The sequence below is a fragment of the Flavobacterium hydrophilum genome (genome assembly GCF_003202405.1).
GTDB classification, from domain to species: Bacteria; Bacteroidota; Bacteroidia; order Flavobacteriales; family Flavobacteriaceae; genus Flavobacterium; species Flavobacterium hydrophilum.
In genome coordinates this window covers 189,000-205,727 of record NZ_QJHL01000006.1, presented here as the reverse complement: position 1 = coordinate 205,727, position 16,728 = coordinate 189,000, and the positions used below count along the sequence as shown (strand labels likewise).

General features: G+C 32.4%; 13 protein-coding genes. 2 read left to right on the top strand and 11 right to left on the bottom strand.

Features of this window, described 5'->3' with window-relative positions; genetic code table 11:
• Positions 1-3: 3 nt before the first annotated feature.
• The 5 genes from DMB68_RS20840 to DMB68_RS20820 all read right to left on the bottom strand — a co-directional run bounded on the left by DMB68_RS20840 (position 4) and on the right by DMB68_RS20820 (position 5,347).
• On the bottom strand, positions 4-1,251 hold the full coding sequence (locus DMB68_RS20840) for a TolC family protein (RefSeq protein ID WP_110348567.1): 1,248 nt from the start codon (positions 1,249-1,251) through the stop codon (positions 4-6).
• A gap of 102 nt (positions 1,252-1,353) precedes the next feature.
• Positions 1,354-2,712 carry a HAMP domain-containing sensor histidine kinase gene (locus DMB68_RS20835; protein ID WP_110348566.1) on the bottom strand — a complete coding sequence of 453 codons (1,359 nt, stop codon included), beginning with the start codon at positions 2,710-2,712 and terminating at the stop codon, positions 1,354-1,356.
• On the bottom strand, positions 2,709-3,389 hold the full coding sequence (locus DMB68_RS20830; RefSeq protein ID WP_110348565.1) for a response regulator transcription factor: 681 nt from the start codon (positions 3,387-3,389) through the stop codon (positions 2,709-2,711). The genes DMB68_RS20835 and DMB68_RS20830 overlap by 4 nt, the downstream gene beginning before the upstream one ends.
• Positions 3,390-3,601: 212 nt before the next feature.
• On the bottom strand, positions 3,602-4,219 hold the full coding sequence (locus tag DMB68_RS20825) for a DUF3575 domain-containing protein (protein ID WP_110348564.1): 618 nt from the start codon (positions 4,217-4,219) through the stop codon (positions 3,602-3,604).
• A 39-nt stretch (positions 4,220-4,258) separates the two neighbouring features.
• Positions 4,259-5,347, bottom strand: coding sequence for a M42 family metallopeptidase (locus DMB68_RS20820; RefSeq protein ID WP_110348563.1), 1,089 nt, complete (start codon positions 5,345-5,347; stop codon positions 4,259-4,261).
• Positions 5,348-5,428: 81 nt separating this feature from the next.
• Here DMB68_RS20820 and DMB68_RS20815 point away from each other — a divergent pair, with 81 nt between their 5' ends.
• The gene (locus DMB68_RS20815; RefSeq protein WP_110348562.1) at positions 5,429-6,109 is read left to right on the top strand and encodes a DUF4294 domain-containing protein; all 681 of its coding nucleotides are present in this window, start codon (positions 5,429-5,431) and stop codon (positions 6,107-6,109) included.
• 61 nt (positions 6,110-6,170) lie between these two features.
• Here the strand turns inward: DMB68_RS20815 and DMB68_RS20810 are convergent, their stop codons facing one another.
• The 3 genes from DMB68_RS20810 to DMB68_RS20800 all read right to left on the bottom strand — a co-directional run bounded on the left by DMB68_RS20810 (position 6,171) and on the right by DMB68_RS20800 (position 12,317).
• Complete coding sequence (locus DMB68_RS20810; RefSeq protein WP_110348561.1) at positions 6,171-8,522, bottom strand: hypothetical protein; 2,352 nt, start codon at positions 8,520-8,522, stop codon at positions 6,171-6,173.
• Positions 8,482-9,507 (bottom strand): hypothetical protein, encoded by a 1,026-nt coding sequence (locus DMB68_RS20805; protein ID WP_110348560.1) that lies wholly within the window; start codon positions 9,505-9,507, stop codon positions 8,482-8,484. Before DMB68_RS20805 ends, DMB68_RS20810 begins: the two co-directional genes overlap by 41 nt.
• Before the next feature lie 176 nt (positions 9,508-9,683).
• Entirely contained in the window at positions 9,684-12,317 is a 2,634-nt protein-coding gene (locus DMB68_RS20800; protein WP_110348559.1) for a valine--tRNA ligase, read from the bottom strand.
• Positions 12,318-12,601: 284 nt separating this feature from the next.
• Between DMB68_RS20800 and DMB68_RS20795 the strand changes: the two genes are divergently transcribed.
• Complete coding sequence (locus tag DMB68_RS20795) at positions 12,602-12,982, top strand: DUF1573 domain-containing protein (protein ID WP_110348558.1); 381 nt, start codon at positions 12,602-12,604, stop codon at positions 12,980-12,982.
• A gap of 81 nt (positions 12,983-13,063) precedes the next feature.
• Here the strand turns inward: DMB68_RS20795 and DMB68_RS20790 are convergent, their stop codons facing one another.
• From DMB68_RS20790 to DMB68_RS20780, 3 genes are all read right to left on the bottom strand, one after another.
• On the bottom strand, positions 13,064-13,546 hold the full coding sequence (locus tag DMB68_RS20790; RefSeq protein WP_110348557.1) for a hypothetical protein: 483 nt from the start codon (positions 13,544-13,546) through the stop codon (positions 13,064-13,066).
• Between the two features lie 93 nt (positions 13,547-13,639).
• Positions 13,640-15,769 carry an OmpA family protein gene (locus DMB68_RS20785; RefSeq protein WP_110348590.1) on the bottom strand — a complete coding sequence of 710 codons (2,130 nt, stop codon included), beginning with the start codon at positions 15,767-15,769 and terminating at the stop codon, positions 13,640-13,642.
• Between the two features lie 10 nt (positions 15,770-15,779).
• Positions 15,780-16,709 (bottom strand): PorP/SprF family type IX secretion system membrane protein, encoded by a 930-nt coding sequence (locus DMB68_RS20780; protein ID WP_110348556.1) that lies wholly within the window; start codon positions 16,707-16,709, stop codon positions 15,780-15,782.
• Positions 16,710-16,728 lie beyond the last annotated feature (19 nt).

Below are 16,728 nucleotides of genomic sequence, written 5' to 3'. Positions count from 1 at the left end.
GTTTTAAAATAAGTCTTTATTGATTGTACTGTTGAGTTCTTCTGCAGACAGCGCCAGTTTTTTCTTTAGCTCGTTTACCTGAATGTTTGCCTGATTGTAGCTTTCCATAAAATCGGTAAATTCTAATAAGCTGATGTTTCGTTTCTGGAAATTGGTTAGGATTCCGTTGTAAACGGCTTCAAAATCGGAGTTCACGGTTGGTTTTATCACCACATAGTTTTTACGCGATTCGTCCCATTTATTCCAGGCGGATGTAATTTCAGTCTGAAGCTGCAGTTCAAAATTTTGCTTTTCAATTTTTGATTGCTCCAGAATGGTCTTTGCGTACTTAATATTTCCTTTATTTTGATTCCAAAGCGGCAACGGAATTCCAACAGTCAAATTCGCCTCATTATTAAAAGCGCCGCTTCGCTGATCGTATTTGGCTCCTAAAGTGATATCCGGAACGGAAAGCGATTTTTGCCATTTTACGTTTAATTCATTAGCATCGATTTCTTTTTGTTTTGCGAGATAATCCGGTCTATTAGCAATGGCTTCATTTTCAAAAGATTTTAAATCGAAATCAATCGTTTTTAAGTATTTGCTGAATTCATCTTTTGAAACATTCGGAACAATTTCTTCGGTAGAATTCATAAGCAATTTCAGATTCGCCTGTTCTTCTATATTGTTATTTACTACTTCCATTCGCTCGTTCTTGAAATTAAGATAAAGCGACTGCAGACGAACAACATCTTTCAAAGGAATATTCCCTTTTTGCGCCTGAACTGAATAGGAATTGATTAAATCTTCAATGTGAGCCAATTGTTTGTCTGTGGTTTCCAGACTTTTTGAATTGTAATAAACCGTATAAAAACTTTTACGTAATTGTAGTTTCAGTGTTCTTAGCAAATCATTGAATTGCAGTTCTGCCAGCTGTTCATTGGTTTTCGCTAACTTTACTTCGTTGCGTTTTTTACCGCCCAGATAAATCAGCTGTTCGATGCCAAATACTTTCTGACCTTGTTTTCCTATATCAAAATATTTATCACGATCAGGATTGTAAGCGTTTAATTCTGCCGAAATCACTGGGTTATCCCAGATCCGAGCCTGAATCGTCAGCGCTTTTGAGGCATCGACGTTGTAATGCGAAGCCAGCAGGAAGAGGTTGTTTTTTAAAAACTGACTTTCACAATCTTCTAAAGTGACTGTTTTTTGAGCCAGAACCATCTGATTCATGGCAATCAGCAGGAATAATGCAAATAACTTTTTCATTGTATCATTTTTATTTGATACAAATATGCTATCGGGAGACTTTAAGACACCTTAAGAAAGACCTTAAAAAGTGCTTAAAAAATTAAGGAGGTGGAGGTTTGATTAATCAAAAATCAACTGAAACAAGTTGGTATTTTCTGAAGGTATACTATACCTGATTTTTGCATTATGAAGCATTAAGATTCGGTTTACAATACGCAAGCCCAGTCCAAAACCGGACGTTCCTTTTGAATTTTCGCCACGCATAAAAGGCTGGAAAAGATTTTTTTGTTCCTTTTCACTCAGCGTTTTTCCGGTATTTAAAACCGAGATGACCAAATGATTTTCCTGAGTACTAATTTTGACTTTTGCCTGTTTGTTGTCAGAATAAACACAGGCATTTTTTAGAACATTACTCAGTGCAATTTCTAAAAGGTTTTTATTTCCTTTGATTTCTAAAGCCGTATCGAGGTTCTCACTTTCTTCTATTTCAAAAAGAATAACAAAATCAGGAAAGGTTTTATTTAAATTTTCAATGGCCGAAAACAGAATTTCATCCATTCGGTGAATTTCATTGTTTCCAGTTGTATTGGTATCTATTTTTGACAATACCAGTAAAGAATTAATCAGTTCTGACAAATGATTGACATCTGATAAAATAGTGTTTAAAAAAGTTTTTCCTTTAATGGATGTTCCCGAATCGGCAATTGTATTTTCAATTTGCGCTGTTATTCTCGACAAAGGAGTTCTGAGTTCATGAGAAGCGTGGGCGGTAAATTCTTTTTGTTTTTGATACGAAACCTCGATTCTGTCCATCATAAAATTGAACTCATTGGCAATCAGATCAATTTCGTTTTTATTGCTTTTGGATTCAACACGGGTATCCAGATTGTTCTCGTTTATATTTTTAATCTTCTGATGAAAAATACTTAACGGATTCATGGCTTTTTTTACCATTAAAGAGGTTAAAACCCAGCAGATACAGGTGAAAAAGATATAAGAAATAATTAAGGTATATCTTAAAAAAAGTAATTTTCGTTTGCCATAATCATCTGTCGCGGATATTAAGGCATAAAAATCCTTGTCTTTGGTATCATAAAAAACACCGTAAACTTCGTAATCTCCCTGTTGCTTAAAAAACGTTTTATGTTTTTTAAGGTATTTTAAATCGTTGACAGACCAGTCAATTTTGGCATCATCAATACTACTGTAAATGAGTTTGAAATGGGAATCGAAAACCAGTGTTTTTTCATCATACAATTTATTGATTGAATTCTGGTCAATCATTTTTAAAAGCTGATCGTCAACTTCTTTTACATTTACTAGAAGTTTTATATTTGAAAGCGCTTTTATTTCTAAACGATCCCGAAATTCTTCTTTTCTGAAATTAGAATACAAAACAAAAATCACAGTCGAAGCCAGCCCAAAAAGGATTGTAAAGAGCAGACTTACTAAAAGTGATATCCTGTTTTTTAATGTCATTCCTGATCGCTTAGATAATATCCGTAACCAATTTTGGTACGAATTAGTTTTGTTTCGTGGTCTTTATCAATTTTTTTTCGAAGAAAATTGATGTAAACTTCAATTGTATTCTGATTGGTTTCGATGTGATAATCCCAAAGTTTTTCGGCTATAAATTGTTTTGAAAGCACTTTCCCTTTGGCCTGAGCCAAAATCAGAATGAGTTTAAATTCTTTAGGCGTAAGTTTAATTTCTTCGCCTGCGCGGAATACTTTCATTTCGGATTCTGCAATTTCCAGATTCTGAATAACAATCTTATCTTCTGCCTGCTGCGGAATTTCTTTTCGTCTTAAAAGAGAAGAAATTCGGGCAAATAATTCTTCAAAATGAAAAGGCTTTACCAGATAATCATCGGCACCACTGTCAAAGGAAGCCAGTTTGTCTTCGATTTCGCTAAAAGCGGTCAGCATGATAATAGGCGTTTTTTTATCGGCTTCCCTGATTTTTTTACAAACTTCGATTCCGTTTGTACCGGGAACATTAATATCGAGAATGATCAGATCATAATCATACGGAAAATATTTCCTTAACAGCAATGCACCATCATAATAAGGAACACACTCAAATTCTTTTGAAGCAAAGAACACCGCTATTTCTTTGGATAAAGTAAAATCGTCTTCGAGCAGTAAAATTTTCATGCTTGTTTTTATTAGTTAATCTGCCCGTCAATCTCTGCGATAGCAATATTTCAGTTTTCACAATAATTTCAAGTTTAAAAAACTTAAAAACAAATCTCAAACCCTCTTGATATAGCAATCTTCATATTAAGATTTTATGTATTTAAAATCTAAGCCCCACCCTGCAACCAAGTCCAAAATTGAATATACTTCCTGAATTACTTTCTAAATCACTACCTAAAAAAAAAAGCATGATTCATATTCAGAGAATGTTTACTTTCATCATAATCAAGATCGGTATTGCTTGTATTTCTATACATATAGCCAAATACTACAAATGGTTCTAAAATAAATCTTGCAAATGAAAATTGATTACCAACAGTTAAATTAATTCCTTTAGCGTTTTTCTTAACTCCAAAATCATCAACATATTCATCAATATACTCGTCTTCATTTACTGGATCAGTCGCAACATATCTTATAAAGCTATTTGTCTGATTCTCTCTATAAAATACCTGAATACCGGCGTACAACTCACTTCGTTTAGATTTAACCCTTGAATTAAACAGTTTTTGCAAATAAATTCGCCCTTCGATATTGGTTTTAAATCCTTTTTCCTTAAAAAAAATGGTATCTGTATTTGAAACATCATAAAGTTGATAGCCAACTTCAACATTCAAACTTGAATAGTAATTTATTTTTCGTTCAACAGATAATTGTAAAGTTGGAAATGAAGCGATATCAATTAATTGAACTGGATTAATTTTTATGCCCCAATTTCTTTCTTTTGATTCTTGTGAATAAACACAAGTTGAAAGCATCACAATTAAAATTACTATAATTCTTTTCATTCACTAAAAAATATTAAAACAACTGAATTTATTTAACTATTATTTGAAATAAGAAAAAGTTTCATTGTTTTCTATTTTCAGTAATGACTCATAAATCAGCTGAATAACATTTTCAACATCTTCTTTGTGAACCATTTCTACAGTCGTATGCATATAACGCAATGGGAGCGAAATCAATGCTGAAGCTACACCACCATTACTGTAAGCAAATGCGTCAGTATCAGTTCCCGTAGCTCTGGAAGTTGCATGACGCTGAAAAGGTATATTTTTTTCTTCAGCCGTGTCTACAATTAAATCACGTAAATTATTTTGAACTGCCGGTGCATAGGCAATTACAGGACCTTTACCCATTTTAAGATCGCCTTCAACCTTTTTATCAATCATTGGAGTGGTTGTATCGTGGCAAACATCTGTAATAATGGCAACATTTGGTTTAATGGTTTGCGCAATCATTTCGGCGCCACGAAGTCCAATTTCTTCCTGAACAGAATTGACAATGTATAAACCGAAAGGAAGTTTTTTATTGTTTTCCTTTAACAAACGAGCTACTTCGGCAATCATAAAGCCGCCCATTCTGTTGTCAATAGCACGACAGACAAATTTATTTTCGTTCAAAATCATAAATTCATCAGGATACGTTATCACACAACCCACGTGAACACCCATTTCCAAAACTTGCTCTTTGGTCTCACAACCTAAATCAATAAAAATATTACTTAATTTTGGAATCTCTTCCTTATCACGTAGACGGGTGTGAATTGCAGGCCATCCAAAAACACCTTTTACAATGCCTTTTTTAGTGTGGATATTTACTCTTTTTGAAGGCGCAATCTGGTGATCAGATCCTCCGTTTCTAATTACATATATTAAACCGTCCTCTGTAATATAATTAACATACCATGAAATTTCATCTGCATGACCTTCAATTACAACCTTAAAAGGAGCGTCAGGATTTATAACTCCAACAGCAGTTCCGTACGTATCAGTAATAAAAGTATCAACATAAGGTTTTAAATAATTCATCCAAAGTTTTTGCCCTTCACTTTCATATCCGGTAGGTGAAGCATTATTTAGGTAGCTTTCCAGGAAAGCAATTGACGTATCTTTCAAGATAGATTTTGTACTCATAAAAATATTTTTTGCTAATTTATAAATTTGGTATTACAGTTGTGTATATAATGTATAATTTTACACTTAAATATATATTCGATGAGATTTACAACTTGTATTTTATGTTTTCTTTTGATTTCTTTCGCTGCTAAAGCGCAGATTACTCCCAAAGAAACTTCAGAAATGGGCTATACCCTCACTGAAAATGATTCTATTTTGGGTGATACTATTGAATTACCGGAAATTATCCTTTCAAAAGAAAAACTAGATCCCGAAGCCAAAAAGCAATTCCTGATTCTTCAAAACAGGGTGTATAAAGTATATCCTTACGCTAGACTGGCAGCAGACAGATTGACGGCCTTAAATAATGGTATGGCCCGTTTAAAAACCAGTCGTGAAAAGAAAAAATATTTTAAAATCGTTGAAGATTATCTTAACAATGAGTTTGAAGCAAGACTAAAAAAGCTTTCGCGAAAGCAAGGACAGATTTTGGTCAAACTAATTAATCGACAAACCGGAATAACAACATATGAATTAGTTAAAACCTTAAAAAGCGGTTTTAAGGCATTTGTATCAAACGCAACCGCCAACATGTTTGACATTAGTTTAAAAAGGGAATACAAACCTTTTGAAGTCAACGAGGATTATCTGATAGAAAGCATTCTCGTCAGGGCATTTGAATCGGGCAGGTTATCTTATCAAAAACCTGCAAATCCAGTTGATTACAGTGCACTTGAAACACATTGGGAACAAAAAGCAGAAGAGCTTAATAAGAAATAAATCACATTCTAAAAATATTTATAAACCCCGACAGGATTTAAAAATTCTGCCGGGGTTTAATTTATCTTCTGAATTTAAAATATTCTTCAAAAGAACTACAGCTTGACATTAAGATTTCATAATCATCTGAATAATTTGATTTTAAATCCTGATAATATCTGTTTTTATTCAATAGAAAATCATCATAATTTTCAATTCTGTTATCATAATCATTTGGATTCTGATATTCCAGTTTATTCTTTTCGCAACGCCCAAGCATCCTTAAGCATAAGGCTTTAAACTGATTTGTTTTTGCATTTTTTAATGCTAAAAGATAATATTCTTGTGCCAGATTACTTTCATAAAATTCTTTTTCATCTTCAAAGGGAGCATCATCAGTGTAACTATGCCAGTAGTAACGACGCATCATCCATGAATTGCCATTTTGTGTCATATTGTAATAAGCATTGGCTGCCAGAAAATAGTAATAATCTTTATTTTCTTCTTTTGGATCAGATGCTTTTTTAAGATATGATATCAAATGTTCTGTAATACTCCGTTTATTTAATTTAAAAAGCTTCTCCTGTTTAATAAACTCAGGTGTATATTTAAGTACAAAGAACGGATTTGCATCAAACATATCAGATTCTTTACAATTTGGCTTTTCCCACAGACAATCAGAATAGTTCGCCAATTTATCAATATTTAGTTTAGCAAAATATTTAGCTGCGAGTTTTAAATTATTCTGGCGAATGTATTTTGTACCAATCAGGTCGTACAGTCTTGGAATTTGAGTTTTGAGATAACTTTGTTTCCATTTAGAAAATGAATCCAGAGTATTGTCTGTATTTTCAATTTGCGAAACAATTTCCTGTACTTGTTCAGGAGAATAGCTTACATCAATATAATCGAAATAATCTGAGTAATAGTCCCTATAAGATGTTCTTTTGTTCTTAGGACTTTTCCAGTGGGCAACTTTATAATTATAATTTCCGTATTCCTGCTTGACATCATTAAGTTTAGAATACAGAAAAGCAGCATCAGTTCTATTCTTTTTATATTCTAATTCTCTTCCAATAGCAAATAGAAACTTTTTATTTTTTTGATTTTTAATAAGAATTGGTTTCACATCTTCCATAATCAAAGCTTTTCCACTTTCCTGATTTGCAGTTAATGCCAATGCTTTTATAATCTGTATTTGATCATAAAGAGCATCTTTCTTAGAAATATTTTTTTCTACCGCCGTAATCTCATTTAAACAACTTTGATTATTTCTCGTTACAAATGACAGATACGCCTTACCTATTTTCCATAAAACGGGATCATTAATCTTTTTAAGGTTTACATTATTTATAAACTGTAATACTTTACCGGCGTAAGCTCTGTCATTTTGTAGGCGATTTAAAATATCGTGTATTGAATTATTTTTATCATCATCTTCGCCCCAATAACTAAACTTTGAAACAGACGGATTAAATAAAGAATAATATGGCGTAAAAACCCAGTCTTCAATTTTATTGATTTCTCTTAATAATAAAAATGAAACACCTTCAAACTTCGGATTGTATTTGTACACTTGCTCTAAACAAAATAATGCCTGATCGCTTTTTTTTATACCTGCCAAAAAATAAACATTTGCTCTTTCCTCATTGTTTTTAGCATATTTCAAAACAGCATCCAAAGAAATTTTAGCATCAAATACCTGAGAGATCATAAAACGCTTATCGGGTGCATTTACAAAAACCTGTGCTGCATAAAAATTTACCAAAGCTTTATCTTTTTCTGCGAATGTTCTGAAATACAAGCTCCAATAATATAGGATATCTTTTTTCTGAGACTTAACAACAGTATCAAATAAGGATTTAATTTGATTGAAATCATTATTATAATAAGCCAGCCTTATCGCCAGAAAAGTATATCTCAATCTAAGTTCCTTATTTTTTGTTTTATTAGAAATGAAAATAGCTTTATCAATCAGTTCTCTTCTTTTTGGCAGCGAAACACTTTCCTTTCTTTCCCATGGATCTTCATAGGTTCCATTGAAAAATTCGCAGGTTTTAGCAAATTTTAAATAATTTATGGCTTCGATATTTTTAGTTTTATAAAAATATTGAAGCAATTCATTCGACGATTTTTCATTAATATCCTCCTCTTTAAAATCATATAAAACAGTTCGTATCGCTTCAGCAGAAACTTTATTATTGCAATATTTTATCCATAATTTTTCATTCTCATCAATTGCACCTTTTGGATAAACTCCATCTGCATTTGGATAAAATGTATTAGAAGAATAATTAAATTCAGAATAAGAATAGTAATTAAATTTTGCCGGGTTTAAAAAAGAATATCGGATGTCTTCTCCAAACGGATAAAAACCACATGCAAAAATGCTATTACCTACTAAAGTTGCTATAAAAAGCAGAAAGTTCTTCATTGGTGTAATTGCTTAATTGTTTTTCGTCTAAATGAAATAAGGTAACTGTAGTATTTGCGTCAAAATCAACATTTTTTTTAATTACTTCGATTGCCTCATTAATTTTCGCTGAAGTTAAATTTTCATATTTAATCTTATCCCCAATTCTTAGATAAAAGTCGTCAACTACTGTATCTTTTTTAACTTCATACCACAAAGGTTTTATCTCTTTTAAAGATTTTAAAATCTCTTTCTGTCCATCATAAATTACTTTATAAAAGTGATCATTTTGATATACCTGCATCCAGGAGTAAGTTGGCAATGCAATATCTAAATGCAATGGGTATTTTCTTTTTTTATTGAGATACAGCTTTAGTTCTTCAATATCTAAAATGGAGTTTTTAGAATGATTCTCTAAAGGATTAATCAAATTATAACACATTAAAATAGCCTTATCGACTGGAGGAACACCCATTTTTTCGGGATACTTGTAAGGATATAATCGTAACGTACAGCTAATCTCTTTCTTCGAAATCTCTTTTAATTTCTTTAAAAAATAGAAGTAATTATCCTTTGTTGTCAGTGTCCAGTCGCAATCCATCTGAAACTCTTTTATTGGATTTACTCTTTCAAATTTATCTTTGGCATATTTATTAATCAGGAAATTAATATTATCTGCCAGTGTATCTAACCTTTTTCTGTTAGTGTTTTTAAAAACTTCGTTCTTAATATATACGGTTGGAACAATATCAAGGTCCTCCTGTTGATAAAAACGAAGAGAAGTTTTAGAAACCGGAAAATCTCCATAAGCTTCATTATGATCTATTTCAAAAAACTTAATATAAAGTTTTTTAATTTTTAAATCTTTTAAAATAGTACTTTCCTTTGTACTTAAGTCCCAACTGTCACTTTTCCAGTAATAAACAGATTTTTCAACATTCTCAATTTTATTGGAGCAAGAAAAAAAGAGACATGAAATAAAGATAAAAAAGAAGATTTTTTTCATTGAAAAAATAAAATTTAGATAGTGTAAAATCGTATTAAATTTATATCATTTTAAAATACAAAATCATAAAAACCACATATATTTTTTGAATAAAAATTAGTCATTTTAGCCCCAAAATAAAACCCGACAAATTTTTAAAATCTGTCGGGTTTTGTATAAAAACTAAGTTTAATTTTTTATTTTAAACCAGCCAGACTCTGCTCGATTGTAGCAATTTTTGCCAAAGCATCGGCTTGTTTTTGTTTTTCAATGTTTAAAACTTTTTCCGGAGCTCCGTTTACGAATTTCTCGTTTGAAAGTTTTGCTTCTACAGATTTCAGGAATCCTTTAGTATAATTCAACTCTTCTGTTAGCTTTTTGATTTCAGCTTCGACATCTATATTTCCAGTAATCGGAATGAAATATTCATTTGATTTTACACGGAAAGACAATGCGCCGTCTACTTTTTCAGAAACATATTCGAAAGCTGAAACGTTTCCTAATTTCGTTACAACGGAATCAAAATAAGTCGAAAGATTTTCATTGTTGATTCCTTTTAATTCGATTGCATCTTTGAACGGAATATTTTTGTCTTTTCTGATCGTTCTAATTCCTGAAATCACTTCAATAGAATTTTCAAAATCGGTAATTAATTTTGCATCGAAAGATTTTAATTCCGGCCAGGTTGAAACAATTAAAGCTTCTTCAGGCGTTCTTTCTGCGATTAACTGCCAAATTTCCTCAGTTAAGAAAGGCATAAACGGATGCAATAACTTCAAATTGCTTTCTAACATTTCGATCGCTTTAGCGAAAGTTACGCTGTCAATTGGCTGTTGATAAGCCGGTTTGATCATTTCTAAGAACCAGGAACAGAAATCATCCCAAACCAATTTATAAATGGCCATTAATGAATCTGAAATTCTGTATTTCTCAAAATTATCTTCAATATCTACTAAAGTCTGCTGCAATTTTGCTTCGTACCATTCGATTGCCACTTTTGATGATTCCGGCTGTGGAATAGTTTCTGAAACTTCCCAACCTTTAATCAATTTAAACGCATTCCAGATTTTGTTTGAAAACCCTTTTCCCTGATTACATAATTCTTCATCAAACATAATATCGTTTCCTGCAGAAGCACTTAAAAGCAATCCAACACGAACACCATCTGCACCAAAAGCATCAATTAAATCTAAAGGATCGGGAGAATTTCCTAGAGACTTAGACATTTTACGGCGTTGCTTATCCCGAACTAAACCAGTTAAATATACATTTGTAAATGGTTTTTCTCCTGCATATTCGTAACCTGCGATGATCATTCTTGCCACCCAGAAAAATAAAATATCCGGACCAGTTACTAAGTCATTTGTTGGATAATAATATTTGAAGTCTGCACTTTCAGGATCCATTATACCTCCAAAAACTGACATTGGCCATAACCATGATGAGAACCAGGTATCTAAGGCGTCAACGTCTTGTTTTAGGTTGTCGGTTGTTAGTTGTTGGTTGTTGGTTTTTTCTTTTGCTAATGCTAAAGCGTCTTCAATGTTTTCAGCAACAACAAAATCTTCTTTTCCGTCTCCATAATAATATGCCGGAATTTGTTGTCCCCACCATAACTGACGGGAAATATTCCAATCACGGATGTTGTTTAACCAGTGCGCATACGTGTTTTCGAAACGTTTTGGATGCAATTTAATATCTCCTGTTTCTAAAACTGATTTAATTGCCGGTTTTACTAAATCTTCCATTTTCAGGAACCATTGGTCTGATAATCTTGGCTCGATTACGGCTTTGGTTCTTTCTGAAGTTCCCACTTTATTTAAATGGATTTCGGTCTTCGCCAAAGCTCCGCTTTCTTCCAGTTCTTTTGCAATTTCTGTACGAACTACAAAACGGTCTTTTCCCTGATAATGTAATCCGAAACTATTTAAAGTCGCATCTTCATTAAATATATCAACGATTTCAAGGTTGTGTTTTTCACCCAGCGTTTTATCGTTCATGTCGTGAGCAGGCGTTACTTTCAAACATCCTGTTCCGAATTCTACATCTACATATTCGTCTTCGATAATCGGAATTACTCTTCTGCAAATTGGAACGATCGCTTTTTTACCTTTTAAATGTGTAAAACGCTCATCGTTCGGATTGATACAGATGGCAGTATCTCCAAAAATAGTTTCCGGACGTGTTGTAGCAATGGTCAGAAAATCTTCTGAACCTTCGATTTTATATTTTAAGAAAAATAATTTTCCTTGTTGTTCTTCATAAATAACTTCTTCGTCAGAAAGAGTTGTTTTCGCTTCCGGATCCCAGTTTACCATTCGGTATCCTCTGTAAATTAATCCTTTGTTGTATAAATCTACAAACGATTTAATTACAGAAGCAGACATATCCGGATCCATAGTGAATTTGGTACGTTCCCAATCGCATGAAGCACCTAATTTTTTAAGCTGCTCTAAGATGGTTCCTCCGTATTTATCTGTCCATTCCCAGGCATGTTTTAGGAATTCTTCACGGGTTAAATCGTTTTTATTGATTCCTTCTGCTTTTAATTTCGCTACTACTTTTGCTTCAGTAGCAATCGATGCGTGATCCGTTCCCGGAACCCAGCAAGCGTTGAATCCTTTAAGACGAGCACGACGAATTAAAACATCCTGAATCGTATTATTCAACATATGTCCCATGTGAAGGACTCCAGTGACGTTTGGCGGCGGAATTACAATGGTGTACGGTCTTCTATGATCTGGTTCTGAATGAAAATAGTTATTTTTCATCCAGTAATCATACCATTTACTCTCAATCGTCTTAGCGTCAAATTGTGCTGGAATTGTCATTTAAATAGGTTTAATCGTTGAATTTGTTAATTGTTTTAATCAATGTTTATTTATTCAAAAATTACTTTTTAGATATTTAACTGCACTAATGACATTATTTAGAATTCAATCTAAAATGATAGATGAAATGTCGATTAAACAGTTAAACAAAAAATTGGTTTAATTTTTGTACTTATAACTGACAGCAAAAGTAAATAATTAAGTACACTATAAAAAACGAATTAATAATTTGTGTATTAATTAAAAGAAAGTATATTTACTCCTATCTTAAAAACAATTTCAAAATGAAAAATGTTATTAAATTTATTGTAATCGTACTGTTTAGCGTAGCGGGTTATTCTCAAAACGGTCCAAAAATTGAATTTTCAGCTCAGGACAACACTATTGATTACGGGAAAATTTCAAAAAGTGACAATGCTGTCAGATCTTTTGAATTTACAAATACAGGTGATGCTCCCTTAACGATAATTTCTGCCCAATCAACACTAAGCACGATAGTCGTTACAAAACCAAGCGCAGCTATTTTACCTGGCAAAAAAGGGAAAATTGACGTAAAATACAACATGACTGCAGGACCAATCCGTAAAACGATTACCGTTGAAACCAATGCTGTAAATTACCCTGACGGAAGAGTAGCTCTTAAGATTAAAGGTGAAGTTTTATAAAAATAATTTCAACGAAAAATAGTAAAACCGTTTCATTAGTTTGAAACGGTTTTTTTTATGGATTTTTGTTCTCTTAATTTTTTATTTATCAACGCAGTCAATGCTAACAAATTTATATTTTACACGTTCAAAGTCAATCGGTTTGTCTTTTACCAGATACGTTACGCCCATTGTAGTCTGCATTGTTCCGTTTCCTAAAATAAGTTGTTTATCCTTTCTTAAAAATGCCATTGGGTTTTTGAATTTATTATTTTTATTTGTGGCATCATGAAAAGTGTAATCTGCAAATAAAGTATCTCCATGAAATTCACCTGTAATTTCTCCCGTTCTTTCCGGAGTATCCACAACTTTCATTATCATGTTACCATTAATCTTTCCGTTTTTTAAAGTATTCAGTTTTAAATCAATGATATCATTTTCATAAGTTGCCTGATAGCATTGTGTACTTACAATCTTTTCTCCATCGGCTTTTGCTGCTTCAGCTGCTTTTTGTTTTTCATCGTTTTTACAGCTTTGTAATGCAATTAAAGGCAAAATCAGGCAAGATAAAACTAGGTTTCTCATAATTGAATATTTTTAATTTAATGGTTATCTTCATAAAAATAATAAAAAAGAAGCCAATGAAAAGGCTTCTTAGTTAAATTTATTATTCAAAATCTATAAATTTTTAATTACAAATTCAGATCTTCGGTTCAATTCGTGTTCTTCTTCTGAACAGGCATCATCGGTTTTACACTTTATAATGGGCACAGATTCCCCGTAACCTTTAGCTGTTACTCTTTTAGCCTCAATACCAGATTGTATTATAAATTCCCTGGTTGAACTGGCTCTTTTTTGAGATAAATCTTCATTGAATTTAGCATTTCCTCTCGAATCGGTGTGTGATCCAATTTCGATTACCATTCCTGGATATTTCTTCATTAATTCTACTACCCTTCCCAAAACCACTTTTGATTCTTTTCGAATATACCACATATTGTAATCAAAATAGATAGGATCCGTTTTTATAATCAGCCTGTCTTTGTCTTTTACGACATCTTTTTCCTGAGCCAGAATCTGATCAACTTTCTCTTTTTTCTTAACTTCTGCAGCAGCAATTTTATCCTCTTTAGCTTTTTTGTCTGCTTCCTTTAAAGCTATTACTGCTAAAGCTTCTTTTTTCTTATTTTCTTCTTCTATAATAAGTTCCTGTTTTCTTTTATTTTCAGCAATCAGTTTCTCTTCATTCTTAATGATTTCTAGTGATTTTAAAGTCATTGACGCATCGTTATTTGCATTTCTGATTTTACCCGAAGTCAATGATTTTGAGTTGCTCGCATAATTTTCCTTAGAAGCCAAAACAGTATAGAAAGTTTCACAAGGCACAGTAAAACTAAATTTTCCGTCTACAGTTGTTTTAACTAAATTGAGCTGTTTTTTATTTGAATCCTGAAGTTCTACGGTGGCATTTTCTAAGGCTAATTTAGTATCAGCATCTGTTATTACTCCTGTAATAAACTGTTTGCAATCTTCAACAATTAACTCCTTAATTTCTTTTAACTCATAAATATCATCACTGCCTTTTCCTCCTTTTCTATTGGATGCAAAATAACCTTCCTTTGTATCTGAATCAAAATAGAATGAAAAATCATCTAAATTAGAATTAACCGGCATACCAACGTTGACAGACTTGTCATATTCTTTTCCTTTAATTACAGAAACAAAAATATCAAGAGATCCATATCCTAAATGCCCATCTGATGAAAAATAAAGTTTATTGTCTTTTGAAACAAAAGGGAATTGCTCTCTTTTATCTGTATTTATCATAGGGCCTAAGTTTTTTGGGGTATCAAAAGCACCCTGATTTATATTTACTGAAAAAATATCAAAAGAACCTAATGTTCCCGGCATATCAGAAGCAAAATACAATACTTTTTCATCAGCACTTAATGCAGGATGCTCTACCGAATAATTTTCACTATTAAAAGGAAGCGAAACTATATTGGTCCATTTTCCGTTAACCAATTCGGCTTTAAAAATCTGAAGGTTTGAGATTTTTTCTTCATTTTTTCTTTTGCTGCCGTTTTTAGAATTGTTACGCGTAAAATAAATTGTTTTGCCGTCTTTTGTAAAAACAGCGTTCGACTCATGCATTCCGGTTTTTAATTCATTCGAAAAATAACGCGTAATCTGATCTGGTGAATTGATATTTTTGATTGGTACAGCTACAAGATTCAAATAGGTCGCATTATCCCATTTGTATTTTTTATCAAATAATCCCGGCTTCAGTTTTACACCTGCGAAAACCAGACTGTCATTGTATTTTACTGCTCCAAACTCTGAATTTGGTGTATTTATGGCTAAGTTTTTAATTTCGAAACGATTTCCAATTGCTGAAACATTTTCTAAAATTTTAGCTTCCTTTTCAAAATTGGCCAAATTTTCACTATTTTCAGATTTTGAGAAATATGTTTTTAAAGCTTCGGTTGCTTCTTCTTTATTTTCTGTAGCTTTCAGGGTTTGTGCGTATCTGAAATAATAATTTCTATCTAAATCCTTATCGTAGTTTTTAATTAAAAGTCTGTAATAACGCTGCGCTTTTATCAAATCATTCGTGTAATAATACGAATCTGCAAGATTTTTAATTACTTCCTGCGAAGGTTTTTCTTCAGCTAATTTTTCATATAAAGTAATGGCTTCGGCGTAATATGTTCTGTCAAAAAAACGTTTGGCTCTTACCAAATCCTGATCCTGAGCGTTTATAAACTGTATAGAAAATACGAATATAATAACAAATAATCTTTTCATATTTTTCATTTTAAAAGAATCTTGGTGATTTATCGTATCCTTTTCCTAATAAATCTAAATCAAAAAGCAGCATAATTTCGTGAGTTCCTGAATTGAACTGTCCTAAATTTGATGTCGTATAATCATAAGCGTACCCTATTCTAAGTGAAGGTGTAACATTGATATTCATTAAAGCACTTACGGCGTCATTTACCCTGTACGCAGCCCCGAGTTCAAACTTGTCATTATACAAAATATTGGCTGTGATATCAACTGACACCGGTGCTCCGGAAACAAATCGGGACATAAATGCCGGTTTTAATTTAAATGCATCATTAATCTGAAAAACATATCCGGCGGTTAAAAAAGTGTGTATTTGTTCGGATCCGAAAGCGTTTATTCCTGATTTTTCTTCGATGTGTTTTGAACTCAATAAATTTGGGACAGATAATCCGATATAATACTTGTCGGTAAAGTAATAAGCTCCTGCTCCAATATTTGGCTTAGTCACATTGATATTTTCGGCGAAAGCCAAATCTGTTGCCGGATCCGTAAAACGAAATCCGTTAAAATTAGTCTGTAAAGAAGTAAATCCTGCTTTTAGTCCTAAAGAAAGTTTGTTTTTGCCTTCTAATTGCAGCACATAGGCAAAATCTGCATAGAAATTGTTTTCTTTTTTAGCACCTTCACCAATATCATCCGAAATTAATGAAGCACCAACTTCGATCTTTTCGCTTAAAGCAGTATGTCCAAAAAAAGTAAATGTTTTTGGTGCTCCAACCGCTCCTACCCATTGTGTTCTGTATAAACCTCCTAAATTCAGCATTGCTGCTGTACCGCTAGCGTAAGCTGGATTTACTACACTCATATTGTACATATAATGGGTGTACTCAGGATCTTGCTGAGCTGATGCTGATGTGATATAAAAAAGGAAACTTATAAGAAGTATTATTTTTTTCATTTGAAATATATTAAATGTA

Bases quoted from the DNA above. Each gene is read 5' to 3' on its own strand.
- DMB68_RS20790 (WP_110348557.1), bottom strand. From the start codon at position 13,546: ATGAGAAACCTAGTTTTATCTTGCCTGATTTTGCCTTTAATTGCATTA.
- DMB68_RS20800 (WP_110348559.1), bottom strand. From the start codon at position 12,317: ATGACAATTCCAGCACAATTTGACGCTAAGACGATTGAGAGTAAATGG.
- DMB68_RS20815 (WP_110348562.1), top strand. From the start codon at position 5,429: ATGAGATTTACAACTTGTATTTTATGTTTTCTTTTGATTTCTTTCGCT.
- DMB68_RS20820 (WP_110348563.1), bottom strand. From the start codon at position 5,347: ATGAGTACAAAATCTATCTTGAAAGATACGTCAATTGCTTTCCTGGAA.
- DMB68_RS20840 (WP_110348567.1), bottom strand. From the start codon at position 1,251: ATGAAAAAGTTATTTGCATTATTCCTGCTGATTGCCATGAATCAGATG.
- DMB68_RS20830 (WP_110348565.1), bottom strand. From the start codon at position 3,389: ATGAAAATTTTACTGCTCGAAGACGATTTTACTTTATCCAAAGAAATA.
- DMB68_RS20795 (WP_110348558.1), top strand. From the start codon at position 12,602: ATGAAAAATGTTATTAAATTTATTGTAATCGTACTGTTTAGCGTAGCG.
- DMB68_RS20805 (WP_110348560.1), bottom strand. From the start codon at position 9,507: ATGAAAAAAATCTTCTTTTTTATCTTTATTTCATGTCTCTTTTTTTCT.
- DMB68_RS20780 (WP_110348556.1), bottom strand. From the start codon at position 16,709: ATGAAAAAAATAATACTTCTTATAAGTTTCCTTTTTTATATCACATCA.
- DMB68_RS20785 (WP_110348590.1), bottom strand. From the start codon at position 15,769: ATGAAAAGATTATTTGTTATTATATTCGTATTTTCTATACAGTTTATA.
- DMB68_RS20825 (WP_110348564.1), bottom strand. From the start codon at position 4,219: ATGAAAAGAATTATAGTAATTTTAATTGTGATGCTTTCAACTTGTGTT.
- DMB68_RS20835 (WP_110348566.1), bottom strand. From the start codon at position 2,712: ATGACATTAAAAAACAGGATATCACTTTTAGTAAGTCTGCTCTTTACA.
- DMB68_RS20810 (WP_110348561.1), bottom strand. From the start codon at position 8,522: ATGAAGAACTTTCTGCTTTTTATAGCAACTTTAGTAGGTAATAGCATT.